This is a genomic window from Arthrobacter sp. NPDC080082, assembly GCF_040686595.1.
Lineage (GTDB): Bacteria > Actinomycetota > Actinomycetes > Actinomycetales > Micrococcaceae > Arthrobacter.
Window position 1 is genome coordinate 116,763 of record NZ_JBFBKQ010000005.1, and the last position, 24,867, is coordinate 141,629.

A 24,867-nucleotide genomic window follows, 5' to 3' on the forward strand; every position below is an offset into this window, starting at 1 on the left:
GTTGTGCCCGCCGCCGGGCTAACGGCGGCGTCTGCAGAAGGGAAGTTGTCGTGGCTCGCAAGACACCTGAGGTACAGGAACCGAACGAAAAGGACCTGGAGGTCGGCGACCGGCCCAAGCACTGGGCGGCCGGAGTTCCCGGCGTCTACCACTCCATGGAGCCGGCAATCAAGCAGATGGGTCCCAACCGGACCCGCAAAACGGTCCTCAAGATGAACCAGAAGGACGGCTTCGACTGCCCCAGTTGCGCCTGGCCGGACCCGCACCACCGCAAGGCGTTCGAGTTCTGCGAGAACGGCGCCAAGGCCGTCACCTGGGAGGCGACGCCGCTGGTGATTCCGTCGTCGTTCTGGTCCGAGCACTCGGTCAGCGAACTGCGCGACCGGTCCGACTACTGGCTCGGCATGCAGGGCCGCCTCACCGAACCGGTGTTCAAGGCCGCCGGCGAAGACCACTACAGCCCCGTCTCCTGGGATGAGGCAATCCGGATCGTCACGGACAAGCTCCACGGCCTGGGTTCCCCGGACGAGGCGTCCTTCTACACCAGCGGCCGCACCTCCAACGAGGCGGCCTTCCTCTACCAGCTGCTGGTGCGCGGCTACGGCACCAACAACCTGCCGGACTGCTCCAACATGTGCCACGAGTCCTCCGGCTGGGCGATGGGCCAGACCATCGGCATCGGCAAGGCGACCGTGAACTTCGACGACTACGCCGACGCCGACCTGATCATCATCATGGGCCAGAACCCGGGTACCAACCACCCGCGCATGCTGACCGAGCTGGAGAACTGCAAGCACAACGGCGGCGAGATCGTGGCCGTGAACCCGCTCCCGGAGGCCGGGCTGCACCGCTACAAGAACCCGCAGAAGGTCCGCGGCGTGATCGGCCACGGAACCTCCATCGCCGACCAGTTCATGCACATCCGGATCGGCGGGGACATGGCCCTGCTGCAGGCCGTCTCCAAGCGCGTCCTCGACGCCGAGGCCCGCAACCCCGGGACGGTCCTGGACCATGCGTTCCTGGCCGAGCACTGCGAGGGCCTGGACGAACTGAAGGAACACCTCGCGCAGCTGGACGAGCGGGAGGTCCTGGAGGCCACCGGGCTGCGTTCCGAGGAGATCGACGAGCTGGCCGCCCGGTACCTGAAGGCGGACAAGGTCATCATCACCTGGGCCATGGGCGTCACGCAGCAGAAGAAGGGCGTGGCCACCATCAAGGAGATCATCAACCTCCTGCTGCTGCGCGGCAACATGGGCAAGCCCGGGGCCGGCGCCTCCCCGATCCGCGGCCACAGCAACGTCCAGGGTGACCGGACCATGGGTATCTGGGAGCAGATGCCGCAGTCCTTCATGGAGGCGCTCGGAAAGGAGTTCGACTTCGAGCCGCCGCGCGAACACGGCGTGGACGCCGTCGAAACCATCAACAAGATGCGCGAAGGCGAGATCAAGTTCTTCATGGCGATGGGCGGTAACTTCGTGGCCGCCGTCTCGGACACCAACGCCGCGGAGGCCGCCATGGCCGGCACGGAGATGACCGTACAGGTCTCCACCAAACTCAACCGCTCGCACGTGGTGACCGGCGCCGAGGCGCTGATCCTGCCCACGATGGGCCGGACCGAGATCGACATCCAGGAATCCGGCGAGCAGTTCGTTTCCGTTGAGGACACCGTCTGCGCCGTGCACCCCTCGTGGGGCAGCGTGGAACCGGTCTCCCACCACCTGCTCTCCGAACCCGCGATCCTCAGCCGCCTGGGCAAGGCCCTGGTGGGCGACAGGATCGCGGCGGACTGGGACGGCTTCGAGAAGAACTACGATCTGATCCGCGACCACATCTCCCGGGTGGTGGGCGGCTGCCAGGACTACAACGAGCGGATCCGCCAGGAAGGCGGCTTCATCCTCGAGAACGGTCCCCGCGATTCGCGCACCTTCGCCACGCCCACGGGCAAGGCCGTGCTGACGGTGAACTACCTCGAACACGTCGAACGCCCCGAGGGCACGCTGATCCTGCAGACCATGCGCTCCCACGACCAGTTCAACACCACCATCTACGGGCACAACGACCGGTACCGCGGCATCAAGAAGGGCCGCCACGTGGTGTTCGTCAACCCGGACGACATCGCCGAGCTGGGGCTCACGGACGGTCTGTACGTGGACATTCACGGCGTGCACGACGACGGCGAGGAGCGCGTGTTGCGCAAGTTCCGCGTGGTCTCGTACCCGACGTCGCGCGGCTGTGCCGCAGCGTACTACCCGGAGGCCAATGTCCTGGTGCCGCTGAACCACACCGCGGAGGGAAGCAACACGCCCATCTCGAAGGCCGTCATCGTGCGGCTCGAAGCCAGCGCGGACCAGCAGCCGGACGGCCCGGGACGCCTGCACGCCGCCCCCGGCGTGACGGTGTCCGCCTAGCATCTCTCCGGAAAAGCCGGCAGGCCGCGTCCCCTCGGGGATGCGGCCTGCCGGCTGTTGCCTGTGCGTTTTGTGCGGGCTACTGGGCCCGTTTGGTCCAGCCCTTCTCGTCCGGGCCGCCCTCTTCGCCGTGCTCGCACAGCTCGATCACCTTGTCCGCGGCGGCCGTGACGGCCTCGTCGACGCTCTTGCGCCCGTGGGTGGACGCCGTTCCGGCGGCGAAGCCGACGATGAAGGCGCTGACGGCGTCGGCGTGCGGACCCACCGCCTTGACCGATTCGTCGGCGAGCTGCACGAGCTTCTCGTGGTCCACCTCCAGGTCGAGGATCTGCAGGGCCTGGATCAGACGCGCGCTCCAGTGCCGCAGTGAGCTGTCTTCATCCCGGGGCAAAGTCATGTACTACTCCTCTTCGTCGGTGCTGCATCGGTGCGTCCGTCGCGCGGTGTCCCTCAAGGGGTAGCACCGATCCGGGCCCAAATGAAACGCGACACAGCCGCCGGGCCGGAATGGATGTGCCCCGCGCGGCCGGGCGTAAGCTCATGCCATGGCGAGATTCTTCGATGTCCACCCCGACAACCCGCAGCCGCGTTCCATCACCCAGGTGGTGGAGCTGCTCAAGTCCGGGGGCCTGATCGCCTACCCGACGGACTCCTGCTACGCCCTCGGCGCGCAGCTGGGCAACCGGGAGGCGCTGGACCGGATCCGGGCCATCCGGCACCTGAACGACAAGCACCACTTCACCCTGGTCTGCAAGGACTTCGCGCAGCTGGGTCAATTCGTCCAGATCGACAACGACGTCTTCCGGAGCATCAAGGCGGTGACCCCCGGCAGCTACACCTTCATCCTGCCGGCCACCAAGGAGGTCCCGAAGCGGCTGCTGCACCCGAAGAAGAAGACCGTGGGGGTGCGAATTCCGGATCACACCGTGGTCCAGGCCATCCTGGCGGAGCTGGGCGAACCGCTGCTCTCCAGCACGCTGCTGCTGCCGGACGAGGAGGAGCCGCTGACGCAGGGCTGGGAGATCAAGGAGCGGCTGGACCACGTGGTCGACGCCGTCATCGACTCCGGCGAGTGCGGCGCGGAGCCCACCACCGTGATCGACTTTTCAGGCGGTGCCGCCGAGGTGGTCCGCCGCGGCATGGGTGACCCGTCCCGCTTCGAGTAGCCGCACGGGTCCACAGGGTTACACCGCGGCCCGGCTAGGATCGGGGCATGGCCCGGCTTACCGTACCCGACAACACGTATCACGCCTCCTGGCTGGAGGCCTTTGCCGAGTTCGACGGCGCGCACCAGGATGGCGGCGGGATAGAGCATCGGCCCGACGCGGACCTGGCGGGTTCCGCCGCGTTCGCCGATTTTGTGGAGGCTCTGCGCCGGGACGCGCGACCGGGGACTCCGCGGAAGCCCGGCTACGTGCCCTGTACGTATCTCTGGATTGTCGAGGGCAGCGAATTCCTTGGCTCCCTGGCGGTCCGCCACCACCTGAACGAATTCCTCCTCAACGAGGTGGGGCACATCGGCTACAGCGTCCGCCCGTCGGCGCGGCGGCGCGGTCATGCCGCCGGAGCCTTGGCGGAGGCGCTGCCGATCGCCCGCGGCCTGGGAATCGATCGGGCACTCCTGACCTGCGACGAGGACAACGCGGGCTCCCGCGCCACGATCGAAAAGAACGGCGGCGCCTACGAGGACACCCGGAACGGCAAGCGCCGCTACTGGATCGGGACGGCCCAGCCCTACGCCTGTTCGGCGGTAACGTCGCCGTCGCGTCCGTCGGCTCTGAGGGAACGGCGTCGGCCCAGCAACAGCACCAGGGCGGCGACGACGATCACCGCCACTCCGCCGGCACCCGCAACGACGCCGGGCGAACTCCACGGCGAGGGCCCGGCATTGTTTCCCACCGCGGCGTCGTTCCCCACTCCTGCGCCGTTCCCTGCCCCGGGGCCGGCCGGGCCCGGGGCAGGGAACGGCGCCGGCGGTGCGTAGCGGGAGACCGACCCGTTGCCCAGGCCGGTGCCCGGCGTCGCCGCGATGATGCTGCCGTCCGGGGCCACCGCGAGGTGCCCGGGGCGTCCCTCGGTCGGGATGGTGGAATCGACGGTCCGGGAGCCTGGCTTGATCACCGATATCCCCGGGGTGAGGACACTCGACACGTAGAGCGTCCCGTCGGGTCCGAGCGCCGCCTCGGTGGGGCCGCCGGGGACATAGATGGTGTAGCCCACCCGGTCCGCCCCCGTCCCGATGACCGCAACCTTGTTCGTGCTGATGTTCGTGACGTAGACCGTGCCGTCCGGGGCGACGGCGATGTCGTGGGGATTCTCCGTGGTGCCGGCCACCGTCCCGGTGGGAATCGTGTGGGATGCCGCGGCCTGGCCGGCGGGAACGATCGAGACCGTGCCCTCGATTTGGTTGACCACGTAGGCGGTGCCGTCCGCGCCGACGGCGACTTCCACCGGTCCCGCCCCGACCCCGATGACATGGTCCACCGCCGTGCCCCCGGCGGCAAGGACAAGCACCGTTTTGTTCTCCGGGTTCGGCACATACACTGTGCCGTCAGGGCCGGCGGCAATCAGGTGGTTGCCCCTCGACACCGGGATGGTCCGGGCGACGGCCGCGGCACCGGGAGGCACGACGCCGATCTCGGCCCCGCCGACGGAGCCACCCTGCTGCTGGGCCACGTAGAGCGTTCCGTCCGGCCCCAGGGCCAGTCCGGCCACGTTGGGGCCGGTCGTGATCCGGCGCGTAGGGCCCGGCTCGCCCGGCGGAATCACCAGGACCCCGCCGGGGCCGTCGTAGCCGCCGATGTAGGCGGTTCCGTCCGGGCCGACGACGACGTCGACCGGCGTCCCGCCCGTCGATACCACCTCCGCCGGCGCCAAGGCGGCCGGCGCCGCGACGGCCTGGGCCGCGACGGCTTGCCCAGCCCCGCCGCACAGGGCAGCTCCCACAGCCACAACCGCCAGCCAACGTGCTCGTGCCACCACTACCCCCAAACAGCGGGCCGCCCGGCGCGGCCAACCCCCGAAGCCTACTACCGAAGGGCTTCCCCCGGTCCAGTGTCCGCCCCCGGGTTTACACTTAGATTAGAACATATATTCGAACTAAGGTGTGTTGTGGGCGCAATTATCGGACCCCGCGTGATAGACGCGGGCACTTCCCTCCTCTCGGTGCTGATCTCGCCGGTGCCGGTGGCGGCCGGCTATCCCTCGCCCGCGCAGGACTACTTCGACGGCCGCATCGACCTGAACGAGCACCTGATCAAGGACATCACCAGCACCTACGTGGTCCGGGTCTCCGGGGACTCCATGGAGGGCGCCGGGATCAGCGACGGGGACGAACTGATCGTCAACCGGGCGCTGACACCCGTGGACGGATCCGTCGTCGTCGCGGTCCTGGACGGCGAGCTGACCATCAAGCGGCTACGGATCACCCGCAACGGGGTGGTGCTGCAGGCCGAGAACCCGGCCTACCCGGACATCAGGGTTCCGTCCCTGTCCGAACTCGTGGTCTGGGGCGTCGCCACGCGCTGCCTCCACGTGGTTTAGGGCGCCGTCATGGCCAGGCCCGCCCCGATGCGCCAGCTGCCCCAGATCGCCCTTGTGGACGTCAACTGCTTCTACGCGTCCGCCGAGCGCGCCTTCAACCCCGCCCTGGAGGGCCGTCCCGTCGTCGTGCTGTCCAACAACGATGGCTGTGCCGTCACGCGGTCACCCGAGGCGAAGCGGCTTGGGATTCCCCTCGGCGAGCCGTGGTTCAAGCTCGCCCCACGGGCCAGGGAGTGGGGACTGGTGGCGCTGTCCAGCAACTACGAACTCTACGGCGACATCAGCGCCCGGGTGATGGAACTGCTGGGCCGCTTCTCCGCCTGGCTGGAGGTGTACAGCATCGACGAGGCATTCCTGGGGGTGAAGGGCACCCCTGCGGAACTGCTGGCGCTGGGCGGACAGATGAAGACGGCGGTGCGACGCAACGTCGGCGTGCCCGTCTGCGTCGGCATCGCCCCCACCAAGACGCTGGCGAAGCTGGCCAACAAGTGGGCCAAGAACAATCCTGCCTTCGACGGCGTCTGCCACTGGGAGTCCGTGCCCGCCGCCGCCCGCGAGCGCCTGATGCGAAGCCTGTCGGTGATCGAAATCTGGGGCGTCGCCACCCGGCTGACCAAGCGGCTCAACGCCCTCGGCATCCACTCGATCCTGGACCTGGCCCGCGCGGACCCGGTGATGATCCGCGACCGGTTCTCCGTGGTCATGATGCGCACCGTCCTGGAACTGCAGGGCACCCCATGCATCCCGTTGGAAGAGGAACGCATCGGACGGGACCAACTGATCTTCTCCCGTTCCTTCTCCACCCCGCTGACTTCGGCAGCCGGGTTCCGGCAGGTCCTGAGCGTCTACGGGCAACAGGCCTCCGCCCGGCTGTCCCGGCACGGACTGCAGGCGAAGCTCCTCACCGCGTTCGCGGGCACCTCGCACTTCAACGCCCGGGACGTCTCGTTCCCCACGGTCAGTGTGGTCCTGCCGATGCCGACGGCGGATCCGGTGATCCTGACGCGGGCGGCGCATGCGCTGTTGCCCCGCATCGTGGACGGCGTGAAGTACGCGAAGGCCGGCATCATGGTCACCGACCTTCGGCCCACCGGGAACCAGGCACCGCTGTCCCCGTTCGAAAATCCGCGCGAGGAACGCCACATCGGGAGCCTGGTGGAGGACATCACACGCCGCTACGGCCGCGGCTCCATCGGACTGGGCTTCGGCGGCATCCGGGGCGGACCGGACTGGAGCATGAGGCGGGACATGCTCTCCCCCCGCTACACCACCCACTGGGACGAACTCCCCCTGGTCAAGGCCGCCTGACCGCGCCGGCCTATCAGCTAAGCTCCCGGCATGCCTTCTTCACTGTTTGAAACGGCCGTCCGGGACGGCGTCGTCCTGAAACCCCTGGAGCCGTGGCACGCCCCGGCCTTCGCCGAGCACATGGACCGGGCCCGGGACCACATCCGCCCCTGGGTGGGACCGGCTTTCGTCACCGACACCGTCGAGGGCGCCCGGGCCACCCTGCAGCGCTACGCCACGGCCACCGCCCGCGACGGCGCCCGCATCTACGGCCTCTGGGACGGGGACAGCATCATTGGCGGCGTCATGTTCGTGGCCTTCGACGCCGGCTGGGGCATCTGCGAGGTCGGCTGCTGGCTGGAACCCGGCGCGGTGGGCCGCGGACTCGTCACCCGCTCGGTCGCCCTGCTGATGGAATGGGCCTTCGAGGAACGCGGCGTCTCCCGGGTGGAGTGGCGGTGCCGGACCGACAACCTGCGCAGCGTCGCCATCGCCCGGCGGCTCGGCATGCGTTCGGAGGGCGTGCTCCGCAGCAGCTGGGTGTTCGACGGGTCCCGCTACGACAAGGAAGTCTTCTCGATCCTTCGCGGCGAGTGGGAGGCCACCCGCTCGGGGTCACGCTAGGACCGAGGCCGTCTCGGCGGCGGCCCCGGCCCCCCTCACCGCAATACCCGCCAAAATGCCCGGCGCCATCCGCACCGATGAGGAGCAGAATTAAGGCGGGTTGCTTAGGTCAACTGATTCGCCGGAGGTGGGTCATGGTCACCGGAAGAAAATGTGGCGTCGTCGCTGCGCTCGCGGCCCTGGTGCTGGGTGTGGCCGGCTGCGGCTCGGGAGGCGGCACGGCTCCCCCGTCCGGCACCTCCGCGAGCGCCGCCATGCCGATGGACACCGCCGGCACCTCGACGAGCACAGCCGCCTCAACAAGCACGGGCGCGTCCGCTACCACTGCCTCTTCCGGCGCGTCGACGTCACCGTCCGCCGGGGCCGCCATAACCATCAAGAACTTCGCCTACGGCCCGACCCTTGAGGTGGCGGCGGGCAGCACCGTCACGGTCACAAACACGGACAGCGCCGCGCACACCGTCACCGCCGATCAGGGCGGCACCTTCGACGTCACGGTCAAGGGCAGCGGCGGCACGGCCACCTTCACCGCGCCGGGGACGCCCGGCACCTACACCTATCACTGCACCTTCCACCCCAACATGCACGGAACGCTGGTGGTCAAATGAGCGCCACCGCACACCGGGGCGTTGCCGGCCACCGGAGCCGGGGCCTTGCCCTGCGGCTGCTGACGGCCGGCTGCCTGGCCGTCGACGCCGGGGTCCATCTTCACCTGGCGCCCGGCTACCAGGCCGGCTCGCCGCAGGGACTCGGACAGGGCACGCTCTTTGTCGTCGAGGCGGCCGCCGCCGCGCTCGCCGCCGTCGCCGTCCTTTGGCGGGGTTCCCGGGCGGCGTTTGCCTTCGCGTTCCTCGTTTCCCTGAGCGCCTTCGCCGCCGTGGTGCTCTACCGCTACGTCGATATCCCCGCGTTCGTTCCCTTCCCCGCGATGTACGACCCGGTCTGGTTCTGGGAGAAGTCGATCAGCGCCGCCGCGGAAGGCCTGGGCGCGGTTGCGGCGGCCGCGGGGTTCGTCCGGGCCGGTCGAGGACGGACGACGACGGCGGCCTGAGCCCAACGCGGTGAGCGCGACTTTAGGGTGCAGGGACCTCAGGGAGCTCACGGTGCCGGGATTTCGGGGCATTACGGCAGCGGCCCCGCAGCGCCCGCGGCGATACCATGGCCGCATCATGACTGAACTCCGGACCGCCCCGCACCCGGCGGTGGCCGACGTTTCCGTGGCCGCCGTGGCGTACCTCGGTGCCGTCGCCGTGGTCGCCGGCCCGTCGCTTCCCGTCGGCGGGGGCGCACTGCTCGCGGTGGGCGCCGGCGCGGCGGTGCTGACCGGAGCCGGCGCAAACCTGCTGGGCCGGGCCGTCCCGTCCTGTACCCCCGCGGACCGGGTCACCCTGGCCCGGGCGGTGCTGGTGGCCTGCTGCGCCGCGCTCACCGCGTCGGGGCTGCTGACCGGCGGCCCGTCAGGGCTGCCGCTGCTCGCCGTCGGGACGGCGGCCTTCGCCCTGGACGCCGTGGACGGGCCGGTGGCGCGGCGGACCGGGACCGCCTCGGCCGACGGCGCCCGCCTGGACACCGCCACCGACGCGGCACTGACGCTGGTGCTGGCCTGCGCCGTGGCGGGCAGCCTTGGCGTCTGGGCGCTCGGATCCGGCCTTCTCTATTACGTGTTCCAGGCCGCGGGCCGGGTCCGGCCGCCGCTTCGCGCACCTTTGCCGCCGTCGGCCGCCCGGAAGGTGATCGGTGCGCTGCAGCCGGCGGCCCTGCTGTTCGCCCTGGTGCCCGGCATCCCGGGGGCCGCGGCGACCGCTGCGGTCGCGGCCGCACTCGGCCTGCTGGTGTTGTCCTTCGGGCGGGACGTCGTGGTCCTGGAGCGGCGGCGGGCGGCCGCCGGCTAGTCCTTGGCTTTGGCGCGGCTGGGCTGTACGCGCGGCGGTTCGCCCGGCATCTTGGGGAAGTCCGGCGGGAACGGCAGCTCGCCGAGGCCGGCCGCGGCGTCCCGCTCCCACCAGCCGAGCAGGCCCTCGATCGAGCCGGGGTTGGCGTGCATCCCGGCCCAGGGGTCACCGGTGGACCGCAGCCGGTCCGGCACCGTCGCCACGGTCAGGGCGGCCGGATCGGCGTCGTCGAGTTCCTCCCACGTCAGCGGGCAGGACACCGTGGCCCCCGGCAGCGCCCGCGGGCTGTAGGCCCCGGCCATAGTGCGGTCCCGGTTGGCCTGGTTGAAGTCGATGAAGACCCGTTCCCCGCGCTCCTCCTTCCACCAGGCGGTGGTTACCTGCTCGGGCATCCGGCGCTCCAGTTCACGGGCCGCGGCGATCACGGCATGCCGGACGTCCAGGAACTCGTGGTCCGGCTCGATCGGCGCGAACACGTGCAGCCCGCGGTTGCCGGAGGTCTTGATGAAGGCCTCCAGGCCGACGTCGGCGAGGACCTTCCGCAGCTCCCGGGCGGCGGGGACGGCGTCCCTGAAGGAGGTTCCCGGCTGCGGGTCCAGGTCGATGCGGAGCTGATCCGGGTTGTCCGGGTTCCCGGCCCGCGACGCCCAGGGGTGGAAAACCACGGTGTTCATCTGCACCGCCCAGACCGCGGCAGCTGCTTCGTCGATCACAAGCTGCGGGTGGGAGCGTCCGCTGGGATAAACCACCGGCACCGACCTGACGAAGTCCGGCGCCCCCTTGGGCGGATTCTTGGAGAAGAACTGTTCGCCGTCGACGTCGCCGGAGAAACGCTGCAGGGTGATGGGCCGGTCCCCATTCGCGGCCAGGAATGCCTCGCCGACGTCGATCATGAACCGCGCCAGGTCCAGCTTGGTCACCCCCGCGGCGGGCCAGACCAGCCGGGACGGGCTGGAAATCCGGACCTCCCGCTCGCCGTGCGGACCCGGAACCGTCACCATCGTCTCTTCCCTTGCCATGAGGGCAGGCTACCGCGCGCCCGGTCCCGGCGACACCCGCCCGGAGCGCGTCGTCGCCGGTCCGGTCGCCACGGGAGCCGCGGCCCCGCGTCTGGCTCCGGCTGCCGCCGCTGGCTAGGGTGGCTTCCATGGCTGAGGCATTGGCGTCCCTGGCGGACGCATTCAAGACGGTGGGGGTCTCCCGGGCGTACGGCGAGCCGATCGACCTCGCGGGAGAGCGGGTGGTGCCCGTGGCGCTGGTGTCCTTCGGGTTCGGCGGCGGCAGCGCGCCGGCATCCGGGGAGGAACCCGGCGGGGCCGGCGGAGGCGGGGGCGGGTTTGTCCTGCCGCTGGGAGTGTATGCGGGCGCCCGCGATGGCCGGAGCGTATTCCGACCCAACCCGGTGGTCCTGATGGCCGCCGCGGTGCCCCTGGTGTGCGCCGCGGGCTGGGCGCTGAGGGCCCTGATCCCCGGAACGCGGGCGGCAGGTGCCCGTGGTTGAGGAATCGCTGAGCATCGACGTCGACGGCACCGCGGTGTCCGCCCTCTACGCCCGGCCCGACCACCCGGTGGCCACGCTGGTGGTGGCACACGGGGCCGGCGCCGGCATGGACCACCCCTTCATGACCGGCTTCACCGCCGCCCTGAACGACGACGGCGTCGCCACCCTCCGCTTCAACTTCCCCTACCGGGAGGCCGGGCGGAAGTTCCCGGACCGCCCGCCAGTCGCCATCGCAACGTGGCGGGCCGCGATGGCTGCCGCACGCGAACGCTCCACCGGCGAGCCGGTCTGGGCGGCCGGGAAGTCCTTCGGCGGCCGGATGGCGTCCATGGCGGTGGCCGAGGGGATGCCGGCGGCCGGCCTTGTCTACCTCGGCTACCCGTTGCACCCGCCGGGCAAGCCGGAGAAGCTCCGGGACGAACACCTCTACGGCGTGAGCGTGCCCATGCTGTTCCTGCAGGGCACCCGGGACACCTTCGCCACCGGGAACCTGTTGGACACGGTTGCCGCCCGGATCGGGCCCTCCGCCGAGGTGCAGTGGGTCGACGGCGGGGACCACTCCTTCGCCGTAGCCGGCAGGAAGCGCCCCGCGGACCAGATCGGCGCGGGGCTGGCGGAACCGGTGGCCCGCTTCCTCCGGTCCCATGCCCCGGAAGGAGCCGGGAAGTGAGCGGCGGCCACGGTCCGGCCGAGCTCACCGACGCCGACGTCCCGGCCTGGTGGCAGCGGCTGGGCCTGCCCGGCCTGATCGACATCCACACCCACTTCCTCCCGGAACGGATGCTCCGCCGGGTCTGGGCCCATTTCGACGAGGCCGGCCCCCTGGTCGGCCGGCCCTGGCCGATCACCTACCGCACCGCGCAGGACCAGCGGCTCGCCACCCTTCGCGCCCTCGGCGTCCGGCGCTTCACCGCCCTGACCTATGCTCACCGGCCGGACATGGCGGCGGACCTCACCGACTTCGCCCTGGACCTCGCCGCCGCCGAGCCGGACTGCGTCCCCAGCGCTACCTTCTACCCGGAGGAAGGCGTGGTCGGGCAGGTGGAGCGGGCCCTCTCCCGCGGTGCCAGGGTCTTCAAGATCCATGCCCAGGTGGGCGGCTTCGACCTGCGCGAGCCCATCCTGGACCAGGCCTGGGGACTCCTGGCCGACGCCGGCATTCCCGTCGTCATCCACGTCGGCTCCGGCCCCGTCCCCCGGCACGGGTTCACCGGCCCCGACAAGCTCGAGGGGGTGCTGCGCCGCCACCCGGACCTGACCGCCGTCGTCGCCCACCTCGGCGCCCCGGAGTACGCCGAGTTCCTGGACCTGGCCGACCGCTACCCCGGCGTCCACCTGGACACCACCATGGCCTTCACCGACTTCTTCGAGTCCGTGACCCCGTTCCCGGCTGGCCTGCTCCCCCGGCTGGCGGACCTCGGTGACCGGGTGGTGCTGGGCAGCGACTTCCCCAACATCCCCTATCCCTACGCCCACCAGCTGGAGGCGCTGGAACGGCTGCGGGACCGGGAACCGCGGCTCGACGACGCCTGGCTGCGGGCCGTGTGCTGGGACAACGGCGCCCGGCTGATCGGGGACGGCGCTGGTCCTTCAGCTGTTCCCTTATCCGCGCCGAGCCTGAATGATGGGTCCCATGACGAAACCCTATGAAGCGTCCCGCCCCATCGAGTCCGACAACCCGGAGGCGGTGACGTCCGCCGTCCGCGAGGCCACCAACGAACTCCGTGACACCCTGCAACGCGACGGCATCGAGGTCAGTTTTCAGGACCTGGCGTTGCTGGGCCACTCGGAATCCTGGGACGACGAGGGACAGCGCTGGGTGCACGTCGCCTGGGACGGAGCCGAGGCCGGCTAGCCCCCGACACCAACCGCTGCGAAGATACCCGCTTCGACAGTACAGAAATCGCTGTAGTATTTTCGCATGCAGACACTGACCAGCACGGGCGTCCTGGCCCGGTTCGGCAAGGCGCTCGCGGACCCCACCCGGTCCTCGATCCTGCTGAGGCTCAAGGACGGGCCGGCGTTCCCGGGCGAGCTGGCCGAGTCCCTCGGCGTAAGCCGGCAGATGCTCTCCAACCACCTGGCCTGCCTGCGGGACTGCGGCCTCGTCGTCGCCGAACCGGCCGGGCGCAAGGTCCGCTACGAACTCTCGGACGCCAAGCTCGCCCACGCCCTCGGGGACCTGCTGGAGGTCATCCTCACCGTGGAGCCCATCTGCACCTGCCCGGACGAGGACTGCGCGCCGTGAGCGGGCACCACGACCACTCCCACGCCGTCGACGCCGACGGCAACCGCACCCGGCTGCTGCTGGTCTTCGGCATCACGGTCCTGGTCATGGTTGCGGAGATCACCGGCACGGTGCTCTCGGGCAGCCTGGCCCTGCTGGCCGACGCCGGACACATGTTCACGGACGCGGCCGGCCTGCTGATCGCGCTGATCGCGGCGTCCCTGGCGCTCAGGCCCGCCACCATGAAGCGGACCTGGGGTTTCAAGCGCGCCGAGATCCTGGCCGCGGCCCTGCAGGCGGGGCTTCTGCTGATCGTGGGCGCGTTCGTGATCGTCGAAGGCATCCGGCGCCTGTTCGAGCCCCCCGAGGTGGGATCCTCGCTGATGCTCTGGTTCGGCGTGATCGGCCTGGCCGGCAACGCCGTGGGCCTGCTGGTCCTGGCCGCCGGCCGGAAGCACAACTTCAACATGCGCGCCGCGTTCCTCGAGGTGCTCAATGACGCTCTGGGCTCCGTGGCGGTGATCGTCGCCGCCCTGGTGATCGCCTGGACCGGCTGGACCCGGGCCGACGCGCTGGTGTCCCTGCTGATCGGTGCGCTGATCATCCCGCGGACCCTCAAACTGCTGATGGAGACCGTGCACGTCCTGCTCGAGAGCACCCCTAAGGGCCTCGACCTGGGCCAGGTGCGGACCCACATCCTGGCACTGCCGCACGTGATCGACGTCCATGACCTGCACGCCTCGCTGGTGGGGTCCGGCACCCCGGTCATTACCGGGCACGTCACCCTCGAGGACGAGTGCCTCACCGACGGCCACGCCGCGACCATCCTGGCCGACCTGCAGCGCTGCGTTGCCGAACACTTCGACATCTCCGTTGAGCACTCCACCTTCCAGCTCGAACCGGCGGCCCACCGGGACCAGGAGCACCTGCCCCACTAGGCGCCTACATCCGGTTCTTGACCTTCGCGGTGGCCGGGGCCGTCCACGGGTCCTCCGGCCACGGGTGCTTAGGGTAGCGTCCGCGCATCTCCGCGCGGACCTGGGCGTACGGCCCGGACCAGAACGAGGCAAGGTCGTCCGTGACCGCCAGCGGCCGCCGCGCCGGGGACAGCAGATGGAAAAGCACCGGCACCCGGCCCTCCACCAGCCGGGGCGTCCGATCCCAGCCAAAGCACTCCTGCAGCTTGACCGCGACGACGGGCCGGCCGCCGTCGTCGTCCGCCGCGGGGTAATCGATGCGGACCATCGAGCCGCTGGGAACCTTCAGGGATTCGGGCGCCAGCTCGGCCAAGCGGGACGCTTCGGGCCAGGGCAGCAACCGCCGCAGCGGGTCCAGGAGGTCGACGCCGGCAGTCCGGCCACCCGCGGCCAGCGCCTCGAGTTCGGGCGCCAGCCAGTCCTCCAGCCGGGCCAACAGGGCCTCCTCCGAGACATCCGGCCAGGGCGCGCCGAGCTCCCGGTGCAGCAGGGCCAGCCGGCGGCGGAGCGCGTCGGCAGCAGGTGACCAGCCGATGGCGCCCAGCCCCGCCCCCGCGAGGGCGCGGCCCACGGCCGCGCGGCCCGTTTCCGGCGTCGGACGTACCGGGGTGGAGGACAGCACGATCGCACCCAGCCGGCGTTCCTGGCGGGCGGTCACCCGGCCGCCGTCGAGGGCCGCGACCACCGTGTCGGTGAGCAGGTGCGCGGCGGCGGTTTCGGCATCTACCGGGACAAGCGGCGCCGCGGCGCGGATGACGGCGCCGGTGCCCGCGGCCTCGTGACCGTCGGCGCGGCTGACCTCCGCGACGGCGAGCCAGTCCTGCCCGGAGAGGCGGCTGCCGCCGGGAAGGGCGGCGCGGGTGCCGGAGGCGAGCAGGTAACGGTCGCCGGGGCCGGGCACCCGGCGCGCCACCCGGTCGGGGAAGGCGAGGGCGACGACGTGGCCGGCCTCCTCACCCGGCGCCCCCGGGCCGGCCAGTTTCTTCCCGGTCTCCGCGGCGGCGGAGGGCGCCGGTTTGGGCGCACTTCCGCCACCCGCGCCCGCGGTACGGGCGATCGACTCCAGCCGCCGCACCTCGTCGGCCCAACTGCGCGCGCCCGGATCACTGCCCGAGCGCAGTGCCGCCAGCAGCCCGGGCAGGTCCGCCCCGGGGGCGCGCTGGCCGCCGGACACGGCGGCGACGGCCTCGGCGGCCGCTCGGGGGCCCACCGCGGTACCGCCCTCCAGGAGCGCGCGGCCCAGCCGCGGGTCGGCGGGGATGCGTGCCAGGGTGCGGCCGAGGCCGGTGGCGTGGCCGTCGGGTCCGACGGCGCCCAGTTCCCGCAGGACCTCGACGGCGTCGGCCATCGCCGCGGCCGGCGGGGCATCCGGCAAGGCCATGCCGCGGCCCTCGGGGGAACCCCAGCAGGCGAGCACCAGCGCGGCCCCGGTGAGGTCCGCAACCGAGATCTCGGGGGTGGGGTGCGCGGGGGCGGAACCGAAACTGCGCTCGTCGTAGCAGCGGACCACCCGGCCCGGGCCGAGACGCGCGGCACGGCCGGCCCGCTGGCCCGCAGACGCCCGGGAACAGGACACAGTGACCAGGCCGGTCATGCCGCGGGCCGCGTCGCGGCGCGGTTCGCGGGCCAGGCCCGAGTCGATCACCAGGCGGACGCCCGGGACGGTGAGGGATGATTCGGCGAGCGCGGTGCTGACGATGATCCGCGGCTGTTCGCCGGAGACGCGCCCGGAGACCGCCCGGTCCTGGGTCGCGGGGTCTGCCTGGCCGTGCAGCTCCAGCACCTCCGCCGTCGTCCGTCCCCGCAGCCGGGACGCCACGTGCGTGACCTCCCGGGCGCCCGGCACGAAGACGAGCGCGTCGAGATCGTCCCCGGCGGCGAGGGCGGCGGCGTGGGCGGCGGCCGCCGTGTCCGCGACGTGGTCCAGGAAGGAGCGCGTCACACCGCGGGCGTCCAGCCGCGGTCCCGGCGGGGGCGCCCACTGCACCTCCAGCGGATGGAGCGCGCTGGGGCAGCCGACGACGGGCGCCGGAACGGCCGGGGAGGCTTCGGCGTCCCCAAGCAGTTCGCCGAAGCGGCGCGCGTCCAGGGTGGCGGACATTGCGACCAGGGCCAGGTCGCCGCGGAGCTGGCGCACCTCGGCCAGCATGCCCAGCAGCAAATCCGTCTCCAGCCCTCGTTCGTGCACCTCATCCAGCACGACGGCGGCGGTCCCCTCCAGTCCCGGGTCGGCGAGCAGGCGACGCAGCAGGATCCCCGGGGTGACGAATTCCACGAGCGTGTCCGGGCCGGTCCGCCGCTCGCCGCGTACCGCGTAGCCCACCCGCTCCCCCAGCGGGCTGCCGTCCAGGGCGGCGAGGCGGCGGGCTGCGGCGCGGGCGGCAACCCGGCGGGGCTGGGTGACAACGATCCGGGCGGGCGCCCCGTTCGGGGCGGCGGCCGCGTCGCCGGCCAGTGCCAGGTTCGCCAGCAAGGGGGGCACCAGCGTGGTCTTTCCTGTCCCCGGCGGCGCCTCTACCACCGCGGCAGCACCGGGGCCACCGGCCGCCAGCGCCCCGGTTAGCTCTCCCAGGGACCCGGCGAATACCAGGCCCGCGCCGATGGCACCCATGTCAAAGGGATGGCGATGGAAGCGGGGATTCCTGGCGGGGGCAGTCACACATCCATTCTCCCCGCCCCGGCGCACCGGGCCGCACGCCGCCGTTCCCCACCCGCAGAACGGCCCGACGGACGGAATAGGAACCCCCGGCGGCGCGTTGGGGCTGGTGTGAAAAACATTGGTTTCCTGTCCTTTGGCCACTGGACCGACCACCCGGAGTCCGGCACCCGCAGCGCCTCGGACGCCCTCCTGCAGGCGATCGACCTCGCCGTCGCGGCCGAGGAACTGGGCGCGGACGGCGCCTACTTCCGGGTCCACCACTTCGCCCAGCAGTACGCCTCTCCCTTCCCGCTGCTGGCGGCGGTCGGCGCCAGGACCAGCCGCATCGAGATCGGCACCGGCGTCATCGACATGCGCTACGAGAACCCCCTATACATGGCCGAAGACGCCGCGGCAGCGGACCTGATCAGCGGCGGACGGCTGCAGCTCGGCATCAGCCGCGGGTCACCCGAGCAGGTCATCGACGGCTGGCGGCACTTCGGCTACACCCCGGCGGACGGCGAATCCGACGCCGACATGGGCCGCCGCCACACCGAACGGCTGCTCGAGGTACTGAAGGGCGAGGGCTTCGCCGCGCCGAGCCCCCGGCCGATGTTCCCGAACCCGCCGGGGCTGCTGCGGATTGAGCCGTACTCGGCGGGGCTCCGTGAGCGGATCTGGTGGGGCTCCGGGTCCAACGCCACCGCGGTCTGGGCCGCGAAACTCGGCATGAACCTGCAGAGTTCCACGCTCAAGGACGACGAGAGCGGCAAGCCCTTCCACATCCAGCAGGCCGAACAGATCGAGCTCTACCGGCAGGCCTGGAAGGACGCCGGCCACCAGCGCGAACCCCGTGTGTCGGTCAGCCGCAGCATCTTCGCCCTGACGGACGAGCGGGACTGGCACTACTTCGGCCGTGACCGGCGCAGCTCGGACCAGATCGGCAACATCGACGAAAAAACCCGGGCGATCTTCGGCCGCTCCTACGCCGGAGCCCCGGACGAACTCGCCGCCAAACTGGCCGACGACGAGGCGATCGCCGCGGCCGACACCCTGCTGCTGACCGTCCCCAACCAGCTGGGCGTCGACTACAACGCCCACGTCATCGAGTCCGTACTCAAGCACGTCGCCCCGCAACTGGGCTGGCGCTGAGCCTGTCCCCCACAGAGAGCAGACCCCCTGATGCACTTCCAGCAGGACGACGAGGGCTTCATCCGGATGCCTCGGCACCTTCCGGCCGGCACCCCCGTCACCATCACCTTCAGCGACGGCTCCACCGCGGAGTTCACCGGACGGGACCTCAACGCCGCCTACGACCGGTCGCTGGCCGAGTTCCGGGCCGGAAACAACCTGGACGCGAAGGGCTTCTCCCGGACACCGAAGGCACGGACCAACTCCGGCAACCGGATCGAGTTCGTCCGTGTCCGCCCTGACATGGCCCGCGGACGCGCCTGACCCGCCTTCCACACGGCGCCGGCGTCGGACTCAAACGAAAAATTAATCAGCACACTGCGGAACAATCCCGCCGGGGGCGCTGTTGTCTCCCACTGTGGCTCCGATCGGTTCGCCGGCCGGGGTCACATTCCGGCGCAGCCCTGGGCTGATCCCCCGCCGGCAGCTGTTGTTGATTCTCCCCAGACCGCTAACGAATCACAGATACACACTGGAGATACATGCTTACCGTTAACGCTTACGCCGCACCGTCCGCCACCGGCGACCTGGTCCCCACCACGATCGAACGCCGCGACGTCGGACCCCATGACGTCCTGATCGAGATCAAGTTCGCCGGCATCTGCCACTCGGATATCCACACCGTCCGCGGCGACTGGGGCCCCCAGTCCTACCCGCTTGCTCCCGGCCACGAGATCGCCGGCATCGTCACCGAGGTCGGCTCCGCCGTCACCAAGCACGCCGTCGGCGACCGCGTCGGCGTCGGCTGCATGGTCAACTCCTGCGGCGAGTGCGTGAACTGCCAGGCCGGCGAAGAGCAGTACTGCCTCAAGGGCAACACCGGCACCTACGGCGCCGTCGACCGTGACGGCACCATCACCCAGGGCGGCTACTCCACCCACGTCGTTGTCACCGAAGACTTCGTGGTGCGGATCCCGGAGGGCATCGAGCTCGACGTCGCCGCTCCCCTGCTGTGCGCCGGCATCACCACCTACTCCCCGCTGAAGCACTGGAACGCGGGCCCCGGCAAGAAGGTCGCCGTCGTCGGCCTGGGCGGCCTGGGCCACATGGCCGTCAAGATCGCCCACGCCATGGGCGCCGAGGTGACCGTGCTCTCGCAGTCGCTGAAGAAGCAGGAAGACGGCCTGAAGCTGGGCGCCGACCACTACTACGCCACGAGCGACGAGAACACCTTCAGTGAGCTCGCCGGCAGCTTCGACCTGATCATCAACACGGTCAGCGCTTCGCTCGACATCAGCTCCTACCTGCAGCTGCTGCGCCTCGACGGCACCATGGTCAACGTCGGCGCCCCCGCCGAGCCGCTGCCGGTCAACGCGTTCGCCCTGATCGGCGGCCGGCGCTCCTTCGCAGGCTCCATGATCGGCGGCATCCGCCAGACCCAGGAGATGCTGGACTTCTGCGCCGAGCACCACCTGGGCGCCGAGATCGAGGTCATCCCGGCCGAGAAGATCAACGAGGCCTACGAGCGGGTTCTGGCCTCCGACGTGCGCTACCGCTTCGTCATCGACACGGCCACGCTCAGCTAGGCACACCCTCCACCCGGGACGGTCCGCCGCGTGCGGCCCGTCCACCGTGCCGGCAGACGGCCCGGCGGCGCAGGAATCCCCTGTGCCGCCGGGCCGTTCCTGTGTCCGGGCTACAGGGCAGCCGAAAGATCTCCACAAATATCACCGGCCCGAAACCTGGGCGCAATATTGGCGGTACAGTCTGGATGGAAGGCCGGAGCGCACCGCCCCGGCCCGGGCATCCCCGGACTCCGCCCAGGAGAGAGTGCAGGTCGCCGTGAATCCCCTGTTCGTCCTCACCGCTGAAACGGCCGCCGGCGGCTCCACCCGCCGCGGCGTTCCCCTCCGCCCCATCAAGCCCGACGACGTCGACGAACTCTCACGGATGTATCACGAGTCATACGCGGAGAGCCTGCCCCAGCCGCCCGAGCGGGCCACCGGCTGGATCGACGCGCTCCTCGCCGGAGCGGAGGGCACCCACCTCCCCGAGGCCTCCGCCGTCCTGACCGGACCAGAGGGCCAGCTGACCGCGGCCATCATCGTCACCGAACCGGCCCCCGGGAGCGACGGGGAATGGGACGCCGTGATCGCCGAACTCTTCACCCACCCCGACTTCCGCCGCCAGGGCCTGGCCGACGAACTGCTGAGCCACTGCCTCGACACCCTCCAGATACAGGGCCGCAACACGGTGGCGGTTACGGTGGACAGCGGCAACTTCGCCGCACTGGCGTTCTATCTCTCCCGCGACTTCCGCCGCCTCACCGACGACGACGCATAGGACCCACCCCCGCCCCCGGGTTTTGTAACGTCACTGGAGTTATTGCTACCGTGGCGGGTACGTTTCAACATTTCTTGGGGGAAATATGAATAAGGCACAGCGACGCGCCCACGTGGAGCCGCCCTGTCCGGCGTGCGGATCCCGGGTGGTTCCGAACTGGACCGACCAGCGGCAGGCGTCCGCCCGGCAACCCGACTGGCAGGTCAGCGACCGGCAGTGCAGTTCGCAGTTGTGCCGGCTCAACGACCCGCAGAACTGGTAGCGGCCCGGGCCCGGCCTCCCGGGTCAGGCGCCCCCCCGGGCCGGATGGTTGGACTGCGTGAGCCGCCGGGATGATCCGGTGCCGCCCGCTTGTTGAAGCCCTCGGAAGAGCACACCACCCGAGAGGAACCATCATGAGCATCGTTGTCACCGGCGCCACCGGCCACCTGGGCCGCCTCGTCCTGGAAGCCCTGCTCCGCCGAGGCGCCCCCGCAGGCGAGCTCGTTGCCGTCGGCCGCGCCGTCGACAAGCTGGATGATTTTGCCGGCCGCGGCGTCCAGGTCCGGGCCATGGACTACGACGACGCCGGGTCGGTCGCGGCGGCCCTCAAGGGTGCGTCGAAGGTGCTGCTGATTTCCGGCAGCGCCGTCGGCCAGCGCCTCGAACAGCACCGGACCGTCATCGACGCCGCCCGGGCCGAGGGCGTGGAACTCCTCGCCTACACCAGCATCGCCAACGCGGACAGCACGGAAATGAAGCTCGCCGCCGAACACCAGGCCACCGAGAAGCTCCTCGCCGAATCCGGGCTACCCCACGTCCTCCTGCGCAACGGCTGGTACCTGGAGAACTACACCGAACAGCTGCCGGGCACCCTGGCCCAGGGCGGCTTCGCCGGCAGCGCCGGTGACGGCAAGGTCAGCGCCGCCGCCCGCGCCGACTACGCGGACGCGGCCGCAGCCGTGCTCCTGGCCGATGACCAGGCCGGCAAGGTCTATGAACTCGGCGGCGACCAGGCCTTCACCATGGCGGAACTGGCGGCCGAGATCAGCGCGGCGGCCGGACAACCTGTGGCCTACCAGGACCTCCCTGCCGCGGACTACGCCGGGATGCTCGCCGGATTCGGGGTCCCCGCGGACTTCGCCGGCATCCTCGCCGACTCCGACGTCGGCATTGCCCGCGGCGACCTTCTGGTCACCTCCGGCCAGCTCGCATCCCTGATCGGGCGGCCGGCCACCACCATGCCCGACGCGGTGCGTTCGGCCGTGGCCGCGCTCAAGGACGCCGCGCCGGAACACGGGACCGGCAACGAAGCGGACCCGGCAGCCCAGTGACCGTCCACAGCGCGGGCCTGCTGCTCTACCGCCGGACCGGCGCCGGGCTGGAGGTCTGGATCGCCCACATGGGCGGTCCTTACTGGGCGCGCAAGAAAACCGCGTCCTGGTCCATCCCGAAGGGCATCCACACGGACCAGGAGGACCCGCTCGCCGCGGCCCGGCGTGAGTTCACCGAAGAGATCGGCACCCCGCCGCCCGAGGCCGATTACGTTCCGTTGGGCAGCTTCCGGCAGTCATCCGGGAAGGTAGTCACCGTCTTCGCCGCGGAGACGGACTTCGCCCCGGAGCGGATCGTCAGCAACACCTTCCCGCTGGAGTGGCCCAGGGGCTCGGGCACCATCCGGGAATTCCCCGAGATCGACGCAGCCGAATGGGTTGGCGAGGACGAGGCCAGGCTCCGGCTGGTCCGCGGCCAGCTCCCCATACTCGACGCCCTGGTCCGGCGCCTCGACGGGAGGCCGGAACCGACCTGACGCCCCCGACGCAGAACGTCTTGTCATTGAATGTCACAAAATCGACACGTAGTGTGACATCAATCGACAGACCTCTTCACCGGGAGCATTCATGAAAACACCAGGACGCAGGCTCTCCGCCCTGACGGCGGCGCTGGCACTCACCGTGGCCGGCGGCGCCGTCGCGGGCCCCGCCGTCGCCGATCCCCGCGGGACGGAGAAGACCCCCACCGCCACCGGGTACGGCGGCGCCGTGAGCACCGTCGATCCGGAGGCGTCCGCCGCGGCGATCGAGGTCCTCCGCAAAGGCGGCAACGCGGCCGACGCAGCGGTCGCGGCCGCCGCCACCCTGGGTGTCACCGAACCGTACAGCGCCGGCGTCGGCGGCGGCGGGTACTTCGTGTACTACGACGCCAAGAGCAAGTCGGTGGGCACCATCGACGGCCGGGAAACCGCGCCGGCCGGCATCACCCCCGACGCCTTCATCGACAAGTCCACCGGGAAGCCCTACCGGTTCACCCCGGAACTGGTCACCAGCGGCGTCGCCGTCGGCGTCCCGGGCACCCCGGCCACCTGGCAGCGCGCCCTGGAACGGTGGGGCAGCCTGGGATTGGGCGAGGCCCTGAAACCGGCCATCAAGGTGGCCGACCGCGGCTTCGTCGTCGACCCCACCTTCCGCCAGCAGACCCTGGACAACAAGGCCCGGTTCGCCGCGTTCCCGGCCACCAGCGAGCTGTTCCTTCCCGGCGGCGACGCCCCCGCCGTCGGCAGCATCTTCCAGAACCACGACCTCGCCGCGACCTACCGGCTCCTGGCCAAGCAGGGCACCGCGGGCTTCTACACCGGGCCGCTGGCCGCCGACATCGCGGCCACCGTCCAGAACCCCGCCAAGGCCCCCGGGACCACGCTGCCCGTGCCCGCGGGATCGATGACGACGGCGGACCTGGCCGGTTACCGGGCCGCGGACCAGGCCCCCACGCGGGTGGGCTACCGCGGACTGGACGTCTACGGCATGGCTCCCTCCAGCAGCGGCGGCACCACCGTGGGCGAGGCCCTGAACATCCTGGCCCCCACCAACCTCTCCGGCCTGTCCACCGCCGGCGCGCTGCACCACTACCTGGAGGCCAGCGCCCTGTCGTTCGCCGACCGCGGCAAGTATGTCGGCGACCCGGCCAAGGTCACGGTCCCGACGGCGGCCCTGACCGATCCGCTCTTCGGCAAGGAGCGCGCCTGCCTGATCGATCCCCTGCACGCGGCCACCAAGCCGGTGGCGCCGGGCGATGTCGCCAACTACGACGGCGTGTGCCCCGCCTCCACGGCGCCGGCGGCCAGCGAAAAGGACACCGAGAACATCTCCACCACCAACCTCACGGTGGCGGACAAGTGGGGCAACGTGGCCGAGTACACGCTCACGATCGAACAGACCGGCGGATCGGGCATGGTGGTTCCCGGCCGCGGCTTCCTGCTCAACAACGAGCTGACCGACTTCTCCACGGTCTATGACGCGCAGGACCCGAACCGGATCGAACCCGGGAAGCGTCCCCGTTCGTCGATGTCCCCGACCATCATCCTCAAGGACGGCGCCCCGTTCGTCGCCCTGGGCTCGCCGGGCGGGTCGACGATCATCACCACCGTCCTGCAGACCATCCTGAACCGGGTGGACCTGGGCATGACCATCTCGGAGGCCATCGCCGCGCCCCGCGCCTCGCAGCGGAACACGGCGAAGGTCACCGCGGAGCCGGCCTTCATCGCGGCCTACGGCGATCAGCTCACCCCGTTCGGGCACCAGTTCACGCCCTCGGGTGACGCCTTCACGTCCGCAGCGGAGATCGGCGCCGCCACGGCGATCGAGTTCGGACCCGGCGGACGGCTAACCGCCGCCGCCGAACCGGTCCGCCGCGGCGGCGGCTCGGCCATGGTGCTCAGCGCCGGCCGGTAGCCGCCGGCGGTTTCACACGCAGCAACCAGCCTGACCACGGGCCTGGGCGGATCAGCCGCCCAGGCCCTTGGCGTAGGCGGCCTGGCCCACGTGCTGGAGGCAGTCGGCCACGGTGCTGACCAGGCGCACGCCCAGGGTGACGGGCGGATCCCACCGCTCATCCACCACCCGGTCCAGCGCGCCGTCGTCCAGGCCTTCGATGAAGCCGGCGGTCTGCCGGTGCACGGCGTCGTAGTACTCCAGCAGCAGGTCCGGTCCGGCGGTCACGGAGTCCACCTGGTCGGACGAGTGCCCGTAGCCGGTGTCCCGCTCGGGCAGCGGAAGGCCGAACCTTGCAACGAAGCCCTGGGCGGTCCAGACCTGCGGAACGCCGGCCGCAGAGGAAACCTGAGCGTCCTCCACCCGGGCCAGGTGCCAGAGAAGCCAGGCGATGGAATTACCGGTCCCTCCCGGGCGCCGGGCCAGGTCTCGTTCGCCCGTTCCGTCCAGCACGGCCTCCACCGTTTCGCGGATCCGGCCAAAAGCATTGAGCAGCAGTTCGTTGGATTTCATTCCATTCCCTCCCTGGCGTCGTTCGTCCGCCCATGCT

General features: G+C 70.9%; 26 protein-coding genes and 1 pseudogene. 22 read left to right on the plus strand and 5 right to left on the minus strand.

All coding sequences use genetic code 11. The annotated features are described in order from the left end of the window. Window positions 1-50: 50 nt before the first annotated feature. Window positions 51-2,408, plus strand: a complete 2,358-nt coding sequence (locus tag AB0O44_RS11605; protein ID WP_364137488.1) for an FdhF/YdeP family oxidoreductase — start codon at window positions 51-53, stop codon at window positions 2,406-2,408. 79 nt (window positions 2,409-2,487) lie between these two features. Here the strand turns inward: AB0O44_RS11605 and AB0O44_RS11610 are convergent, their stop codons facing one another. Then, entirely contained in the window at window positions 2,488-2,805 is a 318-nt protein-coding gene (locus tag AB0O44_RS11610; RefSeq protein WP_290257957.1) for a DUF6457 domain-containing protein, read from the minus strand. 148 nt (window positions 2,806-2,953) lie between these two features. Here AB0O44_RS11610 and AB0O44_RS11615 point away from each other — a divergent pair, with 148 nt between their 5' ends. Both AB0O44_RS11615 and AB0O44_RS11620 read left to right on the plus strand, forming a co-directional pair. Next, the gene (locus tag AB0O44_RS11615; RefSeq protein WP_364137490.1) at window positions 2,954-3,574 is read left to right on the plus strand and encodes an L-threonylcarbamoyladenylate synthase; all 621 of its coding nucleotides are present in this window, start codon (window positions 2,954-2,956) and stop codon (window positions 3,572-3,574) included. A gap of 47 nt (window positions 3,575-3,621) precedes the next feature. Next, window positions 3,622-4,071: pseudogene (locus AB0O44_RS11620) on the plus strand (GNAT family N-acetyltransferase); the annotation flags it as partial. A 71-nt stretch (window positions 4,072-4,142) separates the two neighbouring features. Here the strand turns inward: AB0O44_RS11620 and AB0O44_RS11625 are convergent. Beyond that, window positions 4,143-5,360 carry a hypothetical protein gene (locus tag AB0O44_RS11625; RefSeq protein WP_364137492.1) on the minus strand — a complete coding sequence of 406 codons (1,218 nt, stop codon included), beginning with the start codon at window positions 5,358-5,360 and terminating at the stop codon, window positions 4,143-4,145. 159 nt (window positions 5,361-5,519) lie between these two features. On the opposite strand from AB0O44_RS11625, the gene umuD reads away from it, so the two are divergent. From umuD to AB0O44_RS11655, 6 genes are all read left to right on the plus strand, one after another. Beyond that, complete coding sequence (gene umuD, locus AB0O44_RS11630) at window positions 5,520-5,951, plus strand: translesion error-prone DNA polymerase V autoproteolytic subunit (RefSeq protein ID WP_364137493.1); 432 nt, start codon at window positions 5,520-5,522, stop codon at window positions 5,949-5,951. 9 nt (window positions 5,952-5,960) lie between these two features. Then, on the plus strand, window positions 5,961-7,259 hold the full coding sequence (locus AB0O44_RS11635) for a Y-family DNA polymerase (RefSeq protein ID WP_364137495.1): 1,299 nt from the start codon (window positions 5,961-5,963) through the stop codon (window positions 7,257-7,259). 30 nt (window positions 7,260-7,289) lie between these two features. After that, complete coding sequence (locus AB0O44_RS11640) at window positions 7,290-7,862, plus strand: GNAT family protein (RefSeq protein WP_364137497.1); 573 nt, start codon at window positions 7,290-7,292, stop codon at window positions 7,860-7,862. Window positions 7,863-7,996: 134 nt separating this feature from the next. Further along, window positions 7,997-8,470 carry a cupredoxin domain-containing protein gene (locus AB0O44_RS11645; RefSeq protein WP_364137499.1) on the plus strand — a complete coding sequence of 158 codons (474 nt, stop codon included), beginning with the start codon at window positions 7,997-7,999 and terminating at the stop codon, window positions 8,468-8,470. After that, window positions 8,467-8,913, plus strand: coding sequence for a hypothetical protein (locus AB0O44_RS11650; protein WP_364137501.1), 447 nt, complete (start codon window positions 8,467-8,469; stop codon window positions 8,911-8,913). The genes AB0O44_RS11645 and AB0O44_RS11650 overlap by 4 nt, the downstream gene beginning before the upstream one ends. Window positions 8,914-9,031: 118 nt before the next feature. Continuing rightward, window positions 9,032-9,754: a CDP-alcohol phosphatidyltransferase family protein gene (locus tag AB0O44_RS11655; RefSeq protein ID WP_364137503.1), complete on the plus strand. Its 723-nt coding sequence runs from the start codon at window positions 9,032-9,034 to the stop codon at window positions 9,752-9,754. On the opposite strand, the gene ligD is transcribed toward AB0O44_RS11655, so the two are convergent. After that, window positions 9,751-10,773, minus strand: a complete 1,023-nt coding sequence (gene ligD, locus AB0O44_RS11660) for a non-homologous end-joining DNA ligase (RefSeq protein ID WP_364137505.1) — start codon at window positions 10,771-10,773, stop codon at window positions 9,751-9,753. The genes AB0O44_RS11655 and ligD overlap by 4 nt on opposite strands. 128 nt (window positions 10,774-10,901) lie before the next feature. Between ligD and AB0O44_RS11665 the strand changes: the two genes are divergently transcribed. The 6 genes from AB0O44_RS11665 (at window position 10,902) to AB0O44_RS11690 (ending at window position 14,420) form a co-directional block, all read left to right on the plus strand. Next, on the plus strand, window positions 10,902-11,255 hold the full coding sequence (locus tag AB0O44_RS11665; RefSeq protein WP_364137507.1) for a hypothetical protein: 354 nt from the start codon (window positions 10,902-10,904) through the stop codon (window positions 11,253-11,255). Then, entirely contained in the window at window positions 11,242-11,925 is a 684-nt protein-coding gene (locus AB0O44_RS11670) for an alpha/beta family hydrolase (protein WP_364137509.1), read from the plus strand. The genes AB0O44_RS11665 and AB0O44_RS11670 overlap by 14 nt, the downstream gene beginning before the upstream one ends. Next, complete coding sequence (locus AB0O44_RS11675; RefSeq protein WP_364137511.1) at window positions 11,922-12,905, plus strand: amidohydrolase family protein; 984 nt, start codon at window positions 11,922-11,924, stop codon at window positions 12,903-12,905. Before AB0O44_RS11670 ends, AB0O44_RS11675 begins: the two co-directional genes overlap by 4 nt. Next, entirely contained in the window at window positions 12,889-13,110 is a 222-nt protein-coding gene (locus AB0O44_RS11680) for a hypothetical protein (RefSeq protein ID WP_290257971.1), read from the plus strand. Before AB0O44_RS11675 ends, AB0O44_RS11680 begins: the two co-directional genes overlap by 17 nt. 66 nt (window positions 13,111-13,176) lie before the next feature. Then, window positions 13,177-13,503 carry a metalloregulator ArsR/SmtB family transcription factor gene (locus tag AB0O44_RS11685; protein ID WP_364137513.1) on the plus strand — a complete coding sequence of 109 codons (327 nt, stop codon included), beginning with the start codon at window positions 13,177-13,179 and terminating at the stop codon, window positions 13,501-13,503. Further along, entirely contained in the window at window positions 13,500-14,420 is a 921-nt protein-coding gene (locus tag AB0O44_RS11690) for a cation diffusion facilitator family transporter (RefSeq protein WP_364137515.1), read from the plus strand. Before AB0O44_RS11685 ends, AB0O44_RS11690 begins: the two co-directional genes overlap by 4 nt. A 4-nt stretch (window positions 14,421-14,424) precedes the next feature. Here AB0O44_RS11690 and hrpB read toward each other — a convergent pair whose 3' ends face one another. Next, a complete protein-coding gene (gene hrpB / locus AB0O44_RS11695) occupies window positions 14,425-17,070 on the minus strand; it encodes an ATP-dependent helicase HrpB (protein WP_364137952.1) in 2,646 nt (881 codons plus the stop codon). 156 nt (window positions 17,071-17,226) lie between these two features. On the opposite strand from hrpB, the gene AB0O44_RS11700 reads away from it, so the two are divergent. From AB0O44_RS11700 to ggt, 7 genes are all read left to right on the plus strand, one after another. Further along, window positions 17,227-18,249, plus strand: coding sequence for an LLM class flavin-dependent oxidoreductase (locus AB0O44_RS11700; protein ID WP_364137517.1), 1,023 nt, complete (start codon window positions 17,227-17,229; stop codon window positions 18,247-18,249). A gap of 30 nt (window positions 18,250-18,279) precedes the next feature. Next, window positions 18,280-18,552, plus strand: coding sequence for a hypothetical protein (locus tag AB0O44_RS11705; protein WP_364137519.1), 273 nt, complete (start codon window positions 18,280-18,282; stop codon window positions 18,550-18,552). Window positions 18,553-18,770: 218 nt separating this feature from the next. Next, on the plus strand, window positions 18,771-19,814 hold the full coding sequence (locus tag AB0O44_RS11710) for an NAD(P)-dependent alcohol dehydrogenase (RefSeq protein ID WP_364137521.1): 1,044 nt from the start codon (window positions 18,771-18,773) through the stop codon (window positions 19,812-19,814). Between the two features lie 256 nt (window positions 19,815-20,070). Continuing rightward, window positions 20,071-20,571, plus strand: coding sequence for an N-acetyltransferase (locus AB0O44_RS11715; protein ID WP_364137523.1), 501 nt, complete (start codon window positions 20,071-20,073; stop codon window positions 20,569-20,571). 395 nt (window positions 20,572-20,966) lie between these two features. Continuing rightward, the gene (locus tag AB0O44_RS11720; protein WP_364137525.1) at window positions 20,967-21,884 is read left to right on the plus strand and encodes an SDR family oxidoreductase; all 918 of its coding nucleotides are present in this window, start codon (window positions 20,967-20,969) and stop codon (window positions 21,882-21,884) included. Next, a complete protein-coding gene (locus tag AB0O44_RS11725; RefSeq protein WP_364137527.1) occupies window positions 21,881-22,360 on the plus strand; it encodes an NUDIX domain-containing protein in 480 nt (159 codons plus the stop codon). Before AB0O44_RS11720 ends, AB0O44_RS11725 begins: the two co-directional genes overlap by 4 nt. 91 nt (window positions 22,361-22,451) lie before the next feature. Then, on the plus strand, window positions 22,452-24,278 hold the full coding sequence (gene ggt / locus AB0O44_RS11730) for a gamma-glutamyltransferase (RefSeq protein ID WP_364137529.1): 1,827 nt from the start codon (window positions 22,452-22,454) through the stop codon (window positions 24,276-24,278). Window positions 24,279-24,329: 51 nt separating this feature from the next. Here the strand turns inward: ggt and AB0O44_RS11735 are convergent, their stop codons facing one another. Beyond that, a complete protein-coding gene (locus AB0O44_RS11735; RefSeq protein ID WP_364137531.1) occupies window positions 24,330-24,830 on the minus strand; it encodes a DUF664 domain-containing protein in 501 nt (166 codons plus the stop codon). Between the last annotated feature and the right edge of the window lie 37 nt (window positions 24,831-24,867).

Coding starts and splice junctions, on each gene's coding strand:
- AB0O44_RS11720 (WP_364137525.1), top strand. CDS start 20,967: ATGAGCATCGTTGTCACCGGCGCCACCGGCCACCTGGGCCGCCTCGTC.
- AB0O44_RS11635 (WP_364137495.1), top strand. CDS start 5,961: ATGGCCAGGCCCGCCCCGATGCGCCAGCTGCCCCAGATCGCCCTTGTG.
- AB0O44_RS11645 (WP_364137499.1), top strand. CDS start 7,997: ATGGTCACCGGAAGAAAATGTGGCGTCGTCGCTGCGCTCGCGGCCCTG.
- AB0O44_RS11655 (WP_364137503.1), top strand. CDS start 9,032: ATGACTGAACTCCGGACCGCCCCGCACCCGGCGGTGGCCGACGTTTCC.
- ligD (WP_364137505.1), bottom strand. CDS start 10,773: ATGGCAAGGGAAGAGACGATGGTGACGGTTCCGGGTCCGCACGGCGAG.
- AB0O44_RS11710 (WP_364137521.1), top strand. CDS start 18,771: ATGCTTACCGTTAACGCTTACGCCGCACCGTCCGCCACCGGCGACCTG.
- ggt (WP_364137529.1), top strand. CDS start 22,452: ATGAAAACACCAGGACGCAGGCTCTCCGCCCTGACGGCGGCGCTGGCA.
- AB0O44_RS11665 (WP_364137507.1), top strand. CDS start 10,902: ATGGCTGAGGCATTGGCGTCCCTGGCGGACGCATTCAAGACGGTGGGG.
- AB0O44_RS11680 (WP_290257971.1), top strand. CDS start 12,889: ATGACGAAACCCTATGAAGCGTCCCGCCCCATCGAGTCCGACAACCCG.
- AB0O44_RS11615 (WP_364137490.1), top strand. CDS start 2,954: ATGGCGAGATTCTTCGATGTCCACCCCGACAACCCGCAGCCGCGTTCC.
- AB0O44_RS11735 (WP_364137531.1), bottom strand. CDS start 24,830: ATGAAATCCAACGAACTGCTGCTCAATGCTTTTGGCCGGATCCGCGAA.
- AB0O44_RS11640 (WP_364137497.1), top strand. CDS start 7,290: ATGCCTTCTTCACTGTTTGAAACGGCCGTCCGGGACGGCGTCGTCCTG.
- AB0O44_RS11610 (WP_290257957.1), bottom strand. CDS start 2,805: ATGACTTTGCCCCGGGATGAAGACAGCTCACTGCGGCACTGGAGCGCG.
- AB0O44_RS11705 (WP_364137519.1), top strand. CDS start 18,280: ATGCACTTCCAGCAGGACGACGAGGGCTTCATCCGGATGCCTCGGCAC.
- AB0O44_RS11650 (WP_364137501.1), top strand. CDS start 8,467: ATGAGCGCCACCGCACACCGGGGCGTTGCCGGCCACCGGAGCCGGGGC.
- hrpB (WP_364137952.1), bottom strand. CDS start 17,070: ATGGGTGCCATCGGCGCGGGCCTGGTATTCGCCGGGTCCCTGGGAGAG.
- AB0O44_RS11685 (WP_364137513.1), top strand. CDS start 13,177: ATGCAGACACTGACCAGCACGGGCGTCCTGGCCCGGTTCGGCAAGGCG.